Genomic DNA, 14078 nt, shown 5'->3' with positions numbered 1-14078 from the left:
AAAGAGAAGACGATTTGAATTACCAGATGATCACGACGAACGAGGCGCTGGCAGCGCTGTGTGAAGCTGCGGCTGGCACCGATGCTATTGCGCTTGATACTGAATTTGTCCGCACCCGTACCTATTATCCCCAGCTTGGTTTAATCCAGCTTTATGACGGGGAGAATGTGGCGTTAATCGACCCGTTAACCATCACTGACTGGGCACCGTTCCGCGATCTGATTACCAATACTCAGGTAATAAAATTCCTCCACGCCGGTAGTGAAGACCTCGAAGTCTTCCTCAACGCTTTCGGCGCCATGCCGCAGCCGATGATCGATACTCAAATTCTCGCGGCCTTCTCCGGGCGTGCGCTCTCCTGGGGTTTTGCGGCAATGGTGGAGCAGTACACCGGCGTGGCGCTGGATAAAAGCGAGTCGCGCACTGACTGGCTGGCCCGTCCGTTAACGACACGTCAGTGCGATTATGCGGCGGCCGATGTCTGGTATCTGCTGCCTATCGCGCGAAAATTGCTGGCTGAAACCGAAGAAGCAGGGTGGCTCAATGCCGCACTGGACGAATGCCGCCTGATGATGCAACGTCGTGGCGAAATTCTGGCGCCGGAAGAGGCATGGCGTGACATCAGCAACGCCTGGCAGTTACGTACCCGCCAACTGGCATGCCTGCGTTTGCTGGCGGACTGGCGTCTGCGTAAAGCCCGCGAGCGTGACCTGGCGGTCAATTTCGTTGTTCGTGAAGAGAATCTGTGGGCCGTGGCGCGTTATATGCCAGGCAGCATGGGTGAGCTCGACAGCATTGGCCTTTCCGGTAGCGAAATCCGTTTTCACGGTAAAACGCTGCTGTCTCTGGTTGCACAGGCGCAGGCACTGCCGGAAGACGCGCTGCCGGAGCCGCTGTTGAACCTGGTGGATATGCCCGGCTATCGCAAAGCCTTTAAAGCTATCAAGGCACTGGTGCAGGACGTTAGCGAAAGCAAAGGGCTGAGCGCAGAATTAATTGCTTCTCGTCGGCAAATTAATCAGTTACTTAACTGGCACTGGCAATTAAAACCGCAGACAAATTTACCGGAATTAATCAGTGGCTGGCGTGCGGAATTGATGGCTGAGCGGCTCAACGCATTATTAACGGAATATCCGCGTTAATCCCTGTATATAAAGACAGGGGTTAAGCGTTAATAAAAGAAAAAAGGCAGAGGGTTTCTGCCTTTTTTATTACTCCTGGCGCAGCGATCTACTGCCGGATTATTTCGTCTCTTCTGGTTCTGGCAAGGTAACGTTGAGTTCCAGAATGGAAATATCGTCACCACGTTGTTCCAGTTGGACTGAAACCATTTCCGGATCGATTTGAACATATTTACAAATCACCTCCAGAATATCCCGCTTTAGCTGCGGTAAATAATGTGGTTCAGCGTCACTGCGACGGCGTTCCGCAACAATAATTTGCAGACGCTCTTTGGCGATGCTGGCGGTGTTCTTTTTTCTGGAGAGAAAAAAGTCGAGTAATGCCATAACTTATCCTCCGAACAGGCGTTTGAGGAAACCTTTCTTCTCTTCATCAATGAAGCGGAAAGGACGATCTTCTCCCAGTAGACGTTCAACGGTATCTGCGTACGCTTTGCCTGCATCGGCAGTGGTATCCAGAATAACCGGTTCCCCCTGGTTGGATGCGCGAAGGACTGACTGATCTTCGGGGATCACGCCAACCAGCTTAATGCGCAGGATCTCCAGCACGTCTTCCATGCTGAGCATATCACCTTTATTAACGCGCCCCGGGTTGTAGCGGGTCAACAACAGGTGTTCTTTAATCGGTTCCTGGCCGTTTTCGGCGCGGCGTGATTTGGACGCCAGGATGCCGAGGATACGGTCAGAGTCACGGACGGAAGAGACTTCCGGGTTGGTGGTGATGATCGCTTCATCCGCGAAATAGAGGGCCATCAGCGCGCCGGTTTCAATCCCCGCCGGTGAGTCGCAAATAACAAAGTCGAACTCCATTTTCTGCAGCTCATCAAGCACCTTCTCAACGCCTTCACGCGTTAACGCGTCTTTGTCGCGCGTCTGCGAAGCCGGGAGAATATAAAGATTTTCCGTACGTTTATCTTTAATCAGCGCCTGATTCAGCGTCGCATCGCCCTGAATGACGTTCACGAAGTCGTACACGACGCGACGTTCACAGCCCATGATGAGGTCGAGGTTACGCAGGCCGATATCAAAATCAATAACGACGGTTTTCTTTCCCTTCTGGGCCAAACCGGTTGCGATGGCCGCGCTGGAGGTGGTCTTACCCACGCCCCCTTTACCCGAAGTAACAACAATAATGCGTGCCATAGGAGTTCCTTGTTAAAAGGGCTTAATCTAACGGTTGAATAGTCAAAGCGTTATTCGCTAAACGTAAGCGCGCCGCTTTGCCATAAAAATCGGCCGGGATTCGATCGCTCAGCCAGTATTCCCCTGCGATGGATACCAGCTCCGCCGTGAGGTGAGTACAAAATATTTGCGCATCCTTGTCGCCGCTTGCGCCAGCCAGCGCGCGGCCACGCATCATGCCGTAAACATGGATATTGCCGTCGGCAATCAACTCTGCGCCTGCGCTGACGTGACTGGTGACAATCAGATCACAGTTTGGCGCATAAACACGCTGCCCGGAACGAACAGGAAGATCAATCAAGCGTGTTTTTGTGACCGGAGTAACAATGGGGGCCTCGGGGACAGGAACAGCAACCTGACGTTGCGGCTTTTCTTTGCCTTCGGTCAGAAGCGGCAACCCGGCACGTTCGATGTCGGCTTTCAGTTCGCTGTCTTTACAGCCGCTGATACCGACAACCCGTAACCCCGTCGCCAGAATAGTCTGTTGAATCGGCGACCAGTTGACCGGGCCCTCAAGGTCAGAAACATTAATAACAACAGGAGCATGTTTTAAAAAAGCGGGAGCCTGAGCGATTTTGTCTTCTAACGCCTGGCGAATAACCTCGGGTTTTGCATCATGCAAGTGAACCACAGATAAGGTAAAACTACTGCCTTTTAGCTCGATGGGCGTGTTTGACATCCTGACCTTACTCATTTTGCTATTATCACTCATGAGTGAGCGATATTCCGAAGACTATCAAGCATGTTATAGTCACTATTATATTCAGGCAAGTAACCACCCCTTAATTCAGAGCAAAAGTATGTTTTGTGTGATCTACCGAAGTTCCCGACGTGAACAGACTTATCTGTATGTCGAAAAAAAAGACGATTTTTCACGCGTGCCGGAAGAATTAATGAAAAGCTTTGGCCAGCCTCAGTTAGCCATGTTATTGCCCCTCGACGGACGTAAAAAACTGGCCAGTGCGGATCTGGAAAAAGTAAAAGAGGCGTTACGTACGCAGGGATATTATTTACAGATTCCACCGCCGCCAGAAAATTTGTTGAAACAACATTTAGACAGCGAATGATAGCCATCCCCGCCAGTCAAAGTGGCGGATCGATTCCGCCATTTGCTTTCCTCTTGCATACGCATTGAATGACAAAGTTTGCTATTTGACAAACCGCCATGTGGCGCGGATAGTCATTTTTCGCACTTGTTCAATGCGTTACTTAGGGGAAAGACATGTACCAACATCATAACTGGCAGGGCGCACTCCTGGATTACCCGGTGAGTAAAGTCGTGTGCGTTGGCAGTAACTATGCGAAACATATTAAAGAAATGGGCAGCGCCACGCCGGAAGAGCCGGTGCTGTTTATTAAACCGGAAACCGCCCTGTGCGATATTCGCCAGCCGCTGGCGCTGCCACAGGATTTCGGTTCCGTACATCACGAAGTTGAACTGGCCGTGCTCATTGGGGCAACGCTGCGTCAGGCTACCGAAGAGCATGTACGAAAAGCCATTGCCGGTTATGGTGTGGCGCTGGATCTCACGCTTCGCGATCTGCAGGCCAAAATGAAAAAGGCGGGTCAGCCGTGGGAAAAAGCGAAAGGCTTTGATAACTCCTGCCCGATCTCCGGTTTTATTCCGGCGGCAGAGTTTACCAGCGATCCGCAGAACACAACGCTTGGGCTCAGCATCAATGGTGAAGTCCGCCAGCAGGGGACCACTGCCGATATGATCCATAAAATTGTGCCGCTGATTGCTTACATGAGCCGCTTCTTTACGCTCAAAGCCGGGGATGTCATTCTGACCGGTACGCCGGAAGGTGTTGGCCCGCTGCACGGCGGGGACGAACTGGAAGTGAGCTTCAACGGCCTCTCGTTAAAGACCCGCGTATTATAAGTCGATTTGCCGCCTGAACGGCGGCAAAACTTGCATCCCCATGCCAGACTGGTTATAAGGTGCTCCCTGGTTTTAAATGGCGAACTGATTTATGAGCGACACACCTTTCTGGCAAAGCAAAACTCTTGAACAAATGACGGACGCGGAGTGGGAATCGCTGTGTGACGGCTGCGGTCAGTGCTGCCTGCATAAGCTAATGGATGAAGATTCCGACGAGATCTATTTCACCAACGTGGCCTGTCGCCAGTTGAACATCAAAACCTGCCAGTGTCGTAACTACGAGCGTCGCTTTGAGTATGAGCCGGACTGCATCAAGCTGACGCGCGATAATTTACCCACCTTTGAATGGTTGCCGCCCACTTGTGCCTATCGTCTGCTGGCCGAAGGGAAGGCGCTGCCGGTGTGGCATCCGCTGCGTACCGGTTCGAAGGAGATGATGCACAAACAGCGCATCACGGTTCGCCATATTGCGGTAAAAGAGTCCGAAGTCCGCGACTGGCAGGATCATATCCTCAACAAGCCAGATTGGGCGCAATAATCTCTTTTGTTATACCGCGACTTGCCTGAGATGATTAAAAAGTCATTTAAAACAAGACCCTAAAATGTTTTCATGTCTTAAATAAGCTAAAACATCAATGGGGTCTGTCATGAATAAATTCATTGTGCTGGTAGCGGCAGGTGCTCTGCTCGCAGGATGTACGGCGTCTAAACCCTCTCCACAGCGGCACGCTATCGCCTTTACGGAAAATCACAGCTCAACGGACGGCGGTGTCCGGTTCTCGGCAAGTGGTACATATCGCAACATCATTCCCGCCTTTGAAGAAGCGTACGATAAAGGAAAATTGGACCGCATAGTGGGTCATGATGTGCATTACGCCATTAAGTATGCCGGAATACTCAGAGAGCAGGCCAGCCGTCATCTCACCGAAACATATGACAGATCTGGCGATAGGGTACAGGCGGATTCGAAAGATGCCGACTCGATAGGCAATGAATTATCGGCAACGTATCTGGATGGTTATAACGGGGTGTATTAGACCAGTCTTATCAAGGGTGTATCGCGCCGCTCGGTGAAGTAACACCTACGGGAAGCGTATGCAATTTCGCGGCAATAAAAAACGCTCCCGAAGGAGCGTTCTGTTAACGACCGAAGAGGTCGCGTTTTTTCGGTTTGAAGGGCTGTGCGATGAGCACCAGCGCCGCCACAACAAAGTAAGCGACAAAGATACCTAACAGCCATTGCGGCATTTCCAGCGACAGGAACTGCCACTGTTTTTCAGCACAATCGCCCGAAGCAACAAAGACCTGCGGAAGCCACTTATCCAGTGGCAGCCACGAAGGGAAACGCGCAGCAAAGTCGCAGGTCATAAAAGGAGAAGGGTGAAGCTGGATCATGGTGTGTTCATACGTCAATTGGATACCGCGCCAGGCGCTGTACAACCAAATTAAGATGGCGACGTAGCGCAACGGCGTCTTCGGCGCAATCGCACCGACGATACCCGCACCCATCACACCAAAAAGGGCAGAACGCTCATAAATACACAGGACACAGGGTTTCAGCAGCATGACGTGCTGGAACCACAACGCCACTAATTCAAGTGCCAGTGCGGTGAACGCCATTAATAGCCAGGCGCCGCGCCCGCGAGAGCACTTGTTTAAATATCGCAACATAATCATTTCCCTGGGACATGCGTAGACACAGCAGTGTAAACGAAATCACTTAGCAAGCCACTATTGCATAAGAAAATAATACGTAATCGGATGTTTATCATGCGAAAAGTCAAATCTTGCTGTCAGGAATGTAAGCAAAGCGCTAACAGGAAAAGCATTTATGATAAATGTGGTAAATGACTTTCAGTAAAGAGGGAATAGCCGTGAATAAAATGGGGAGTAAACCGTACATCGGGTGAATCTTTCAAATTGGATCGGCGATCCCCTTTTTCTTCATTTCGCCTGCTATCTGCCCCCGAAGTGGTCTGGTATGATGAGTGATCTTTGCTTAGTTGTATAATGGAAATCTCACTATGGTTATAAAGGCGCAGAGCCCGGCGGGTTTCGCGGAAGAATACATCATTGAAAGTATCTGGAATAACCGTTTCCCTCCGGGGTCGATACTTCCAGCAGAGCGCGAACTCTCCGAACTGATTGGCGTCACTCGTACTACATTGCGTGAAGTGTTACAGCGTCTGGCCCGCGATGGCTGGCTTACTATTCAGCACGGTAAGCCCACAAAAGTAAACAACTTTTGGGAAACGTCCGGGCTCAATATTCTGGAAACACTGGCGCGTCTGGACCATGAGAGCGTTCCACAACTCATCGATAACCTCCTGTCGGTGCGTACCAATATCGCGACCATCTTCATCCGTACCGCATTCCGCCAGCATCCAGAAGACGCCTTAGCCGTGCTGGCCAGCGCGCGCGAAGTGGAAGATCACGGCGATGCGTTTGCTGAACTGGATTACAACATTTTCCGTGGACTGGCTTTTGCCTCCGGCAACCCGATTTACGGCCTGATCCTCAACGGTATGAAAGGGTTGTATACCCGCATTGGGCGTCATTACTTCGCAAGCCCGGAAGCACGCAGCCTGGCGCTCGGTTTTTATCACCGTCTGGCAGAAATCTGTGAGCAAGGTTTGCATGACCAGGTGTACGAAACCGTGCGTCGTTATGGGCATGACAGTGGTGAGATCTGGCAGCGCATGCATAAAACACTGCCTGGGGATTTGTCCATCAACGGGCGTTAAGCAAAGCGAAGCCCCTCCGGCGGAGGGGCTTTTTGCTATCAGAGGGTATTGCTGCGGGCAGGGCAGCGGTCCAGCAGTTCTACACTGCCATCTTCGTTTTGCTGTTCCAGCAGTACATCAAACCCCCACAGCCGATGCACATGTTTGAGCACTTCCCGGCGGCCTTTGTCCAGCGGGGCGCGATTGTGCGGAATATAACGCAACGTCAGAGAACGATCGCCGCGCAAATCCACATTCCACACCTGGATATTGGGCTCCAGGTTGCTCAGGTTGTATTGAGATGACAATTTCGAGCGGATCTCACGATAGCCCTCTTCGTTATGAATCGCGGCAATCTCCAGATAATTATTGCGATCGTCATCCAGCACGGTAAAGAAGCGGAAATCACGCATGATTTTGGGCGACATAAACTGGCTGATAAAGCTTTCATCTTTAAAATCGCGCATGGCGAAGTGCAGTGTTTCCAGCCAGTCGGAACCGGCAATGTCCGGGAACCAGTATTTGTCTTCCTCCGTCGGTGACTGACAAATCCGTTTAATATCCTGGAACATCGCAAACCCTAGGGCATACGGGTTAATGCCGCTATACCACGGACTGTTGTAAGGCGGCTGGAACACCACGTTAGTGTGGCTGTGCAGGAATTCCAGCATAAAGCGGTCTGTCACTTTCCCTTCGTCGTACAGATGATTGAGAATGGTGTAGTGCCAGAAAGTGGCCCAGCCTTCGTTCATCACCTGGGTCTGTTTCTGCGGATAAAAATACTGGCTGACTTTACGCACGATGCGCAAAATCTCACGCTGCCATGGCTCCAGCAGCGGGGCGTTTTTCTCCATAAAATAGAGCAGGTTTTCCTGCGGCTCAGAAGGGTAACGGCGCGCTTCGACAACGGCTTTCTCTTCTTCACGTTTAGGCAGGGTGCGCCATAGCGTGTTGACCTGGCTTTGCAGGTACTCCTCACGGCTTTTCTGGCGGGCTTTCTCCTCCTGCAGGGAGATCTTTTGCGGACGTTTATAACGGTCAACGCCGTAATTCATCAGCGCGTGGCAGGAATCGAGCAGTTTTTCCACCTCTTCCACTCCGTAGCGCTCTTCACAATCGGTGATGTAGTTACGGGCGAAAATCAGGTAATCGACAATCGAGCTGGCATCCGTCCAGCTACGGAACAAATAGTTATTCTTAAAGAAAGAGTTATGCCCATAGCAGGCATGCGCCATGACCAGCGCTTGCATGGTGATGGTGTTCTCTTCCATCAGATAGGCGATACAAGGATTGGAGTTAATGACAATCTCGTAGGCCAGACCTTGCTGTCCATGCTTATAAAGTCGCTCGGTTTCAATAAATTTTTTACCGAATGACCAGTGGGGGTAGTTAATGGGCATCCCGACACTTGAGTAGGCGTCCATCATCTGTTCGGAGGTGATGACTTCGATTTGGTGCGGGTAGGTATCCAGGCGGTAAAGTTTCGCCACCCGGTCGATCTCTGCGAGATACACATCCAGTAGATCGAAGGTCCAGTCAGGTCCATCACTGAGACGTATGGTGTCCTTATTCATGGAATCAATCGTAGCCATTAGCGCGCCCTCGTTGTTAGCAACTCTCTCTGTATGGAGAGTCTCATTTCAAGCATAGAACACACAATAAAAACTGTACGTGACGTCGCTTTTTTTCTTCGCGATAACACCTTGCAAGAGAGGGGTAAAAAGCTTCTTTGGCAGAATTTTATTCTGCGGCGAAATGTCGCGCAGCAGGAGATTCTAAATATCCTGACGCCTTTATTTACGGAAAGGTGTGAGGGGTGTCACCATAAAAAAGCCATATGTTGAATAACATTTTCATCTGAGTTATCAATTTGTAATCAGATGATTGTGCTTTACACATGGGAGCAGGTTATGCGAGTCGTTGTACTGGGAAGTGGCGTGGTGGGGGTTACCAGTGCCTGGTATCTGAGTCAGGCGGGACATGAGGTGACGGTCATTGACAGGGAATCTGGCCCGGCGCTGGAGACCAGTGCGGCGAACGCAGGGCAAATCTCGCCTGGCTACGCAGCGCCCTGGGCGGCACCAGGCGTACCGTTGAAAGCGATTAAATGGATGTTCCAGCGCCATGCGCCGCTGGCAATTAGTCTCGATGGCACCTCCACTCAACTCAAATGGATGTGGCAGATGCTGCGTAACTGCGACACTCGCCATTATATGGAAAACAAAGGCCGCATGGTGCGGCTTGCAGAGTACAGCCGCGACTGTTTAAAGCTGTTGCGTGAAACCACCCAAATTCAGTACGAAGGGCGTCAGGGCGGGACGCTACAACTGTTCCGTACCCCAGAGCAGTACGAAAACGCCACCCGGGATATTGCCGTACTGGAAGACGCCGGGGTGCCTTATCAACTGCTGGAATCGGCCCGGCTGGCAGACGTGGAACCGGCGCTGGCGCAGGTTGCGCACAAGCTCAGTGGTGGTCTGCGTTTGCCAAACGATGAAACCGGCGACTGCCAGCTCTTTACTCAGCAACTGGCGCAGATGGCGGCGCAGGCGGGCGTCACATTCCGCTTCAACACCCCGGTCGACAGGCTCCTGTACGAGGGCGAGCAAATTTACGGCGTCAAATGTGGCGATGAAGTGGTGAAAGCCGATGCTTACGTCATGGCGTTTGGTTCCTATTCCACGGCGATGCTAAAAGGAATTGTCGATATCCCGGTCTATCCCCTGAAAGGTTATTCGCTGACTATACCCATTGCGGAGGAGGCGGGCGCGCCGGTTTCGACTATCCTCGATGAAACCTACAAGATTGCGATTACCCGTTTTGATAACCGTATTCGTGTTGGTGGAATGGCGGAGATCGTCGGCTTTAATACCGAGCTCCTTAAACCACGCCGCGCCACGCTGGAGATGGTGGTCAAAGATCTCTTTCCGCGCGGCGGACATGTGGAGCAGGCAACCTTCTGGACCGGGCTGCGTCCGATGACGCCAGACGGTACGCCGGTGGTGGGGCGTGCTCCGTTTAAAAACTTATGGCTGAATACCGGGCATGGCACGCTGGGCTGGACGATGGCCTGTGGGTCAGGGCAACTGTTGAGCGACCTGATTTCCGGCCGCACGCCAGCCATTCCCTTTGAGGATTTGAGTGTGGCGCGCTACCAGCCGGGTTTTACCCCATCGCGGCCGCAACATTTGCACGGTGCTCACAACTAAACCGTCCACATTAAAACAAGGAGAACGTATGTCTCGTCCTGTCCAGGCGACTGTCGACTTACACGCACTTCGGCAGAACCTGCAGGTAGTCAGGCGTGCCGCACCACACAGCCGCGTCTGGTCAGTGGTGAAGGCTAACGCCTACGGTCATGGAATCGATCGTATCTGGCGTGCGCTGGAAGGCACCGACGGTTTCGCGCTGCTTAATCTGGAGGAGGCGATCCTCCTGCGCGAGCGCGGCTGGAAAGGGCCGATTCTGATGCTGGAAGGCTTTTTCCACGCCGATGAGCTGCCGCTGTTTGATAAATATCGCCTGACCACCAGCGTGCACAGCAACTGGCAGGTTAAAGCCCTGCAGGATGCCCGGCTTCATGCGCCGCTGGATGTTTACCTGAAAATGAACAGTGGCATGAACCGGCTGGGCTTTCAGCCTGAGCGTGTGCAAACCCTCTGGCGGCAACTGCGGGAGTTGAGCAATGTGGGCGATATCACTCTGATGGCCCATTTTGCCGATGCGGAAAAACCGGACGGGATTGCCGGGGCGATGACACGCATTAACCATGCGTCGGAGGGGCTTGATTGCCCGCGTTCGCTGTCAAACTCCGCCGCCACGCTTTGGCACCCGGAAGCTCACGGCGACTGGGTGCGCCCCGGCATCGTGCTGTATGGCGCGTCCCCGTCCGGGGAGTGGCAGGATGTGGCTGGCAGTGGCATCAAACCGGTCATGAGCCTGACAAGCCAGATTATTGCCGTGCAAACGTTGCGTGCGGGGGACTGTGTGGGCTATGGCAGCCGCTATCGTGCCTCACAGGAGCAGCGTATCGGCATCGTAGCCTGCGGTTATGCGGACGGTTACCCGCGTCTCGCCCGAACCGGTACACCCGTGCTGGTGGACGGCATTCGCACCGGGACGGTAGGCGCCATTTCGATGGACATGCTGACGGTTGACCTGACGCCGTGCCCGCAAGCGGGCATCGGTACGCCAGTTGAACTTTGGGGTAACGAGATCAAAATTGATGAAGTGGCCGCTTGCGCAGGGACGGTTGGCTATGAATTAATGTGCGCACTTGCACCGCGCGTCCCCGTTGTGACAGTGTAACAATGGTGAGGCGGTCACTCCGCCTCGTCATCCGCGACCCGGACACCGACCTTACGCACCGCGTCCTCTTCTTTCTCTGCAACCGTCCAGATCATGCCGGCAAACTCCACCTGATCGCCTACCACGGGCGCTGCCCCGAGCAGTTGCTGAACAATCTCACCGAGTGTTTGTTGTTTATCACGGTACTCCAGTCCCTCTTCCAGACCATAAATCAGCGCCACATCGGCAAACTTCGCATCGGCTTCGAGAATAAAATCCCCAAAGAAACGCTGATCCAGCGAGACGGGAGGAGACTGGCTAAACAACTTACCCAACGCGGGCAGGTCGCGTTCACGACCAATCACGCACAGCACGTCACCTTCACGCAACCGCGTGCTACCGGTCGGATGGAGCAGCGAATTATCGCGAAACAGGGCGGCAATACGCGTTTCGGAAGGCATGTGCAGGTCGCGAAGGGCGGCACCCACGCACCATTTATCGGCGCTCAACTGGTAGACAAACTGCTCCCACGGATTTTCCGGATGGATATCCAGCCCGACGCGGGAAACCGGCCAGCCCACGGGTGGGACCACGACTCTGGCTTTTTTCGCCGCCCACGACAGCGATGTCCCCTGGAATAGCAGCGAAATCAGCACCACAAAGAAGGCGACATTAAAAAACAGCCGCGCATTGTCCAGACCGGCCATCATCGGGAAGACGGCAAGAATGATCGGCACCGCGCCCCGCAGCCCCACCCAACTGATGAAAATGCGCTCGCGCAGATTGAAACCGCGAAACGGCAGCAGCCCGGCGAATACTGACAGCGGACGGGCGAAAAAGATCATCCACGCCGAGAGGATCAGCGCCGGAATGGCAATCGGCAGCAAATCAGATGGCGTGACCAGCAGCCCCAGGACAAGGAACATGCCGATTTGCGCCAGCCAGGCCAGACCATCGAAGTTTTGCTGAATGGCGTAACGATTACGTATCGGACGATTGCCCAGCACAAAACCACACAGATAGACCGCCAGTATCCCGCTGCCTTCAATGGCGGTGGTCACCGCGAACACCAGAATGCCGCCGCTCAGCGCCAGCAGAGGATAGAGCCCGGCGGGCAGGGAGATGCGATTGATCATCTGTTGCAGCAAATAGCCGCCCGCGAGACCTAACACGATACCCAGCCCAAACTGCTGAATAATGTGCACGACAAACATCCAGCTCAAGCCCGCATGATGCTGCTGAATCATCTCAATCAGTGTGATGGTCAAAAAGACCGCCATAGGATCGTTGCTGCCGGACTCAATTTCCAGCGTTGAACCGACACGCTCGTTCAGCCCTTTCCCGCCAAGCAGTGAGAACACCGCAGCCGCGTCCGTCGAGCCAACAATCGCGCCGATCAGCAACCCTTCCATGATATCAAGGTGGAACAACCAGGCCGCCATCATCCCGGTCAGCCCGGACGTGATAAGCACTCCCACCGTCGCCAGAGAGAGGGCGGGCCACAGCGCCACGCGAAAGGAACTCGCCTGGGTTCGCATCCCGCCATCAAGCAAAATCACCGCCAGCGCGAGGTTACTGACCATATAGGCGAACGGATAATTGTCGAACGGAATGCCGCCAATACCGTCAATGCCTGCCAGCATGCCAATGGCGAGAAAGATAACGAGGATCGGGATACCAAGACGGGAGGAGAAAGAACTTAATAAAATACTGCAGGTTACAAGTACTGAACCCAAAATAAACAGACTAATTACCGCCGCTGCATCCAATGTCGTGCGTCTCCTCTTACCCGGAAAATGGTGAAACCCATAACCGCTCAGTGCCTGAATACGCTGAGCAGTTATGGTTTAAAAACCCGATATATATTAACGGCAGAAATACAGATTTAATCAGTCGGTTAAACGTTTTTTTATGCGCCCAATACGGGATGACCGGAAATAGTCAGTCGTGAGCGCTCATCATGCTCTAATACCGCATGCGCGCCGAGAGGCAGCGTGACGGTCTCTTGCTCGTGACCAAATGCAAGCCCCGTTATCACCGGGATCGAGAGCCTGCTTCGCAGGTATTCCACCATCGTATTAAGATTGTAGCCCGCATCGTATTCATTGGGATCGGCGCTGGTGAAACTGCCCAGTACGAGCGCCTTCTGACGCGCGAGAATGCCGCAATGCAGCAACTGCAACAGCATACGTTCCACGCGGAAAGGATGCTCATTGATATCCTCAACCACCAGAATACCTCCCTCAATGGCCGGAAGCCACGGGGTGCCAATAAGCGAAACCAGCATCGCCAGATTCCCACCCCATAACGTGCCCTGGGTGTGACAACGTGGGCCTTCGCCGCGCCACTCGACGGTCAGTTCAGGCTGGCGCAGCGCCTGCCAGAAATGGCGCCCGGTAAATTCATTCAGTGTTGGTGCGCCGAAATTGCCAGCCAACATCGGGCCGCTAAAGGTGATCACGCCGCCACGGGCTAATAAGCCCATCTGCACCACCGTAAAATCGCTGTGTCCACAGATAAGTAACGGCTGGGATTGTTGTCGGCGAATAAGGCCCTGCCAGTCGATATCTTCCAGCAGGCGGCTTGCGCCATAGCCGCCGCGAACGGGGAGAACGATAATATCCGCGCCTTCGAGCGCGACCAGGCTGTTGAGATCATGGAGACGTTCGCTCTCCTGACCCGCAAAGCGTTGGTCGCGGCGGGTAATGACACCACGGTTATCCACCTGATGTCCCTGTAACTCCAGCCGTTGAACCCCAAGCGCTGCCGCCTGCTGATTAATGCAGTAACCGGAGGGCGCAATCAAATGAAACCTCGACATGG

Annotated in this window: 15 protein-coding genes; 8 read left to right on the top strand and 7 right to left on the bottom strand. The window is 53.3% G+C overall.

Features of this window, described 5'->3' with window-relative positions; genetic code table 11:
• Positions 1-14 precede the first annotated feature (14 nt).
• On the top strand, positions 15-1142 hold the full coding sequence (gene rnd / locus C5523_RS16375; RefSeq protein WP_108701539.1) for a ribonuclease D: 1128 nt from the start codon (positions 15-17) through the stop codon (positions 1140-1142).
• Between the two features lie 99 nt (positions 1143-1241).
• Here the strand turns inward: rnd and minE are convergent, their stop codons facing one another.
• Genes minE through minC form a run of 3 tightly spaced genes read right to left on the bottom strand, consistent with a single transcriptional unit; the run spans position 1242 to position 3042 of the window.
• A complete protein-coding gene (minE, locus tag C5523_RS16370) occupies positions 1242-1508 on the bottom strand; it encodes a cell division topological specificity factor MinE (RefSeq protein WP_039079511.1) in 267 nt (88 codons plus the stop codon).
• Between the two features lie 3 nt (positions 1509-1511).
• The gene (gene minD / locus C5523_RS16365) at positions 1512-2324 is read right to left on the bottom strand and encodes a septum site-determining protein MinD (RefSeq protein ID WP_039079510.1); all 813 of its coding nucleotides are present in this window, start codon (positions 2322-2324) and stop codon (positions 1512-1514) included.
• 22 nt (positions 2325-2346) lie between these two features.
• Positions 2347-3042 (bottom strand): septum site-determining protein MinC, encoded by a 696-nt coding sequence (gene minC, locus C5523_RS16360; RefSeq protein ID WP_039079509.1) that lies wholly within the window; start codon positions 3040-3042, stop codon positions 2347-2349.
• Between the two features lie 121 nt (positions 3043-3163).
• Here minC and C5523_RS16355 point away from each other — a divergent pair, with 121 nt between their 5' ends.
• From C5523_RS16355 to C5523_RS16340, 4 genes are all read left to right on the top strand, one after another.
• A complete protein-coding gene (locus C5523_RS16355) occupies positions 3164-3430 on the top strand; it encodes a YcgL domain-containing protein (protein ID WP_155525429.1) in 267 nt (88 codons plus the stop codon).
• A gap of 155 nt (positions 3431-3585) precedes the next feature.
• Entirely contained in the window at positions 3586-4245 is a 660-nt protein-coding gene (locus tag C5523_RS16350) for a fumarylacetoacetate hydrolase family protein (protein WP_039079507.1), read from the top strand.
• 91 nt (positions 4246-4336) lie between these two features.
• Positions 4337-4783 carry a YcgN family cysteine cluster protein gene (locus C5523_RS16345; RefSeq protein ID WP_039079506.1) on the top strand — a complete coding sequence of 149 codons (447 nt, stop codon included), beginning with the start codon at positions 4337-4339 and terminating at the stop codon, positions 4781-4783.
• A gap of 109 nt (positions 4784-4892) precedes the next feature.
• Positions 4893-5282 carry an Exc2 family lipoprotein gene (locus C5523_RS16340; protein WP_039079505.1) on the top strand — a complete coding sequence of 130 codons (390 nt, stop codon included), beginning with the start codon at positions 4893-4895 and terminating at the stop codon, positions 5280-5282.
• A 103-nt stretch (positions 5283-5385) separates the two neighbouring features.
• Here C5523_RS16340 and dsbB read toward each other — a convergent pair whose 3' ends face one another.
• Complete coding sequence (gene dsbB, locus C5523_RS16335; RefSeq protein ID WP_039079504.1) at positions 5386-5916, bottom strand: disulfide bond formation protein DsbB; 531 nt, start codon at positions 5914-5916, stop codon at positions 5386-5388.
• A 353-nt stretch (positions 5917-6269) separates the two neighbouring features.
• On the opposite strand from dsbB, the gene fadR reads away from it, so the two are divergent.
• A complete protein-coding gene (gene fadR, locus C5523_RS16330; RefSeq protein ID WP_071195219.1) occupies positions 6270-6989 on the top strand; it encodes a fatty acid metabolism transcriptional regulator FadR in 720 nt (239 codons plus the stop codon).
• Positions 6990-7027: 38 nt separating this feature from the next.
• On the opposite strand, the gene C5523_RS16325 is transcribed toward fadR, so the two are convergent.
• The gene (locus tag C5523_RS16325; RefSeq protein WP_039079502.1) at positions 7028-8560 is read right to left on the bottom strand and encodes a SpoVR family protein; all 1533 of its coding nucleotides are present in this window, start codon (positions 8558-8560) and stop codon (positions 7028-7030) included.
• Between the two features lie 318 nt (positions 8561-8878).
• On the opposite strand from C5523_RS16325, the gene C5523_RS16320 reads away from it, so the two are divergent.
• Together C5523_RS16320 and dadX are read left to right on the top strand one after the other, a co-directional pair.
• Complete coding sequence (locus tag C5523_RS16320; RefSeq protein ID WP_039079501.1) at positions 8879-10177, top strand: D-amino acid dehydrogenase; 1299 nt, start codon at positions 8879-8881, stop codon at positions 10175-10177.
• Positions 10178-10205: 28 nt separating this feature from the next.
• The gene (gene dadX, locus C5523_RS16315) at positions 10206-11276 is read left to right on the top strand and encodes a catabolic alanine racemase DadX (RefSeq protein WP_071195221.1); all 1071 of its coding nucleotides are present in this window, start codon (positions 10206-10208) and stop codon (positions 11274-11276) included.
• Positions 11277-11290: 14 nt separating this feature from the next.
• Here the strand turns inward: dadX and C5523_RS16310 are convergent, their stop codons facing one another.
• Together C5523_RS16310 and ldcA are read right to left on the bottom strand one after the other, a co-directional pair.
• Positions 11291-13024, bottom strand: coding sequence for a potassium/proton antiporter (locus C5523_RS16310; protein WP_039079499.1), 1734 nt, complete (start codon positions 13022-13024; stop codon positions 11291-11293).
• Positions 13025-13164: 140 nt separating this feature from the next.
• Positions 13165-14076: a muramoyltetrapeptide carboxypeptidase gene (gene ldcA, locus C5523_RS16305; protein WP_108701538.1), complete on the bottom strand. Its 912-nt coding sequence runs from the start codon at positions 14074-14076 to the stop codon at positions 13165-13167.
• Between the last annotated feature and the right edge of the window lie 2 nt (positions 14077-14078).

This window comes from Phytobacter sp. SCO41, from assembly GCF_003073275.1.
GTDB lineage: Bacteria > Pseudomonadota > Gammaproteobacteria > Enterobacterales > Enterobacteriaceae > Phytobacter > Phytobacter diazotrophicus.
This window is presented reverse-complemented; position numbering and strand designations above follow the sequence as displayed.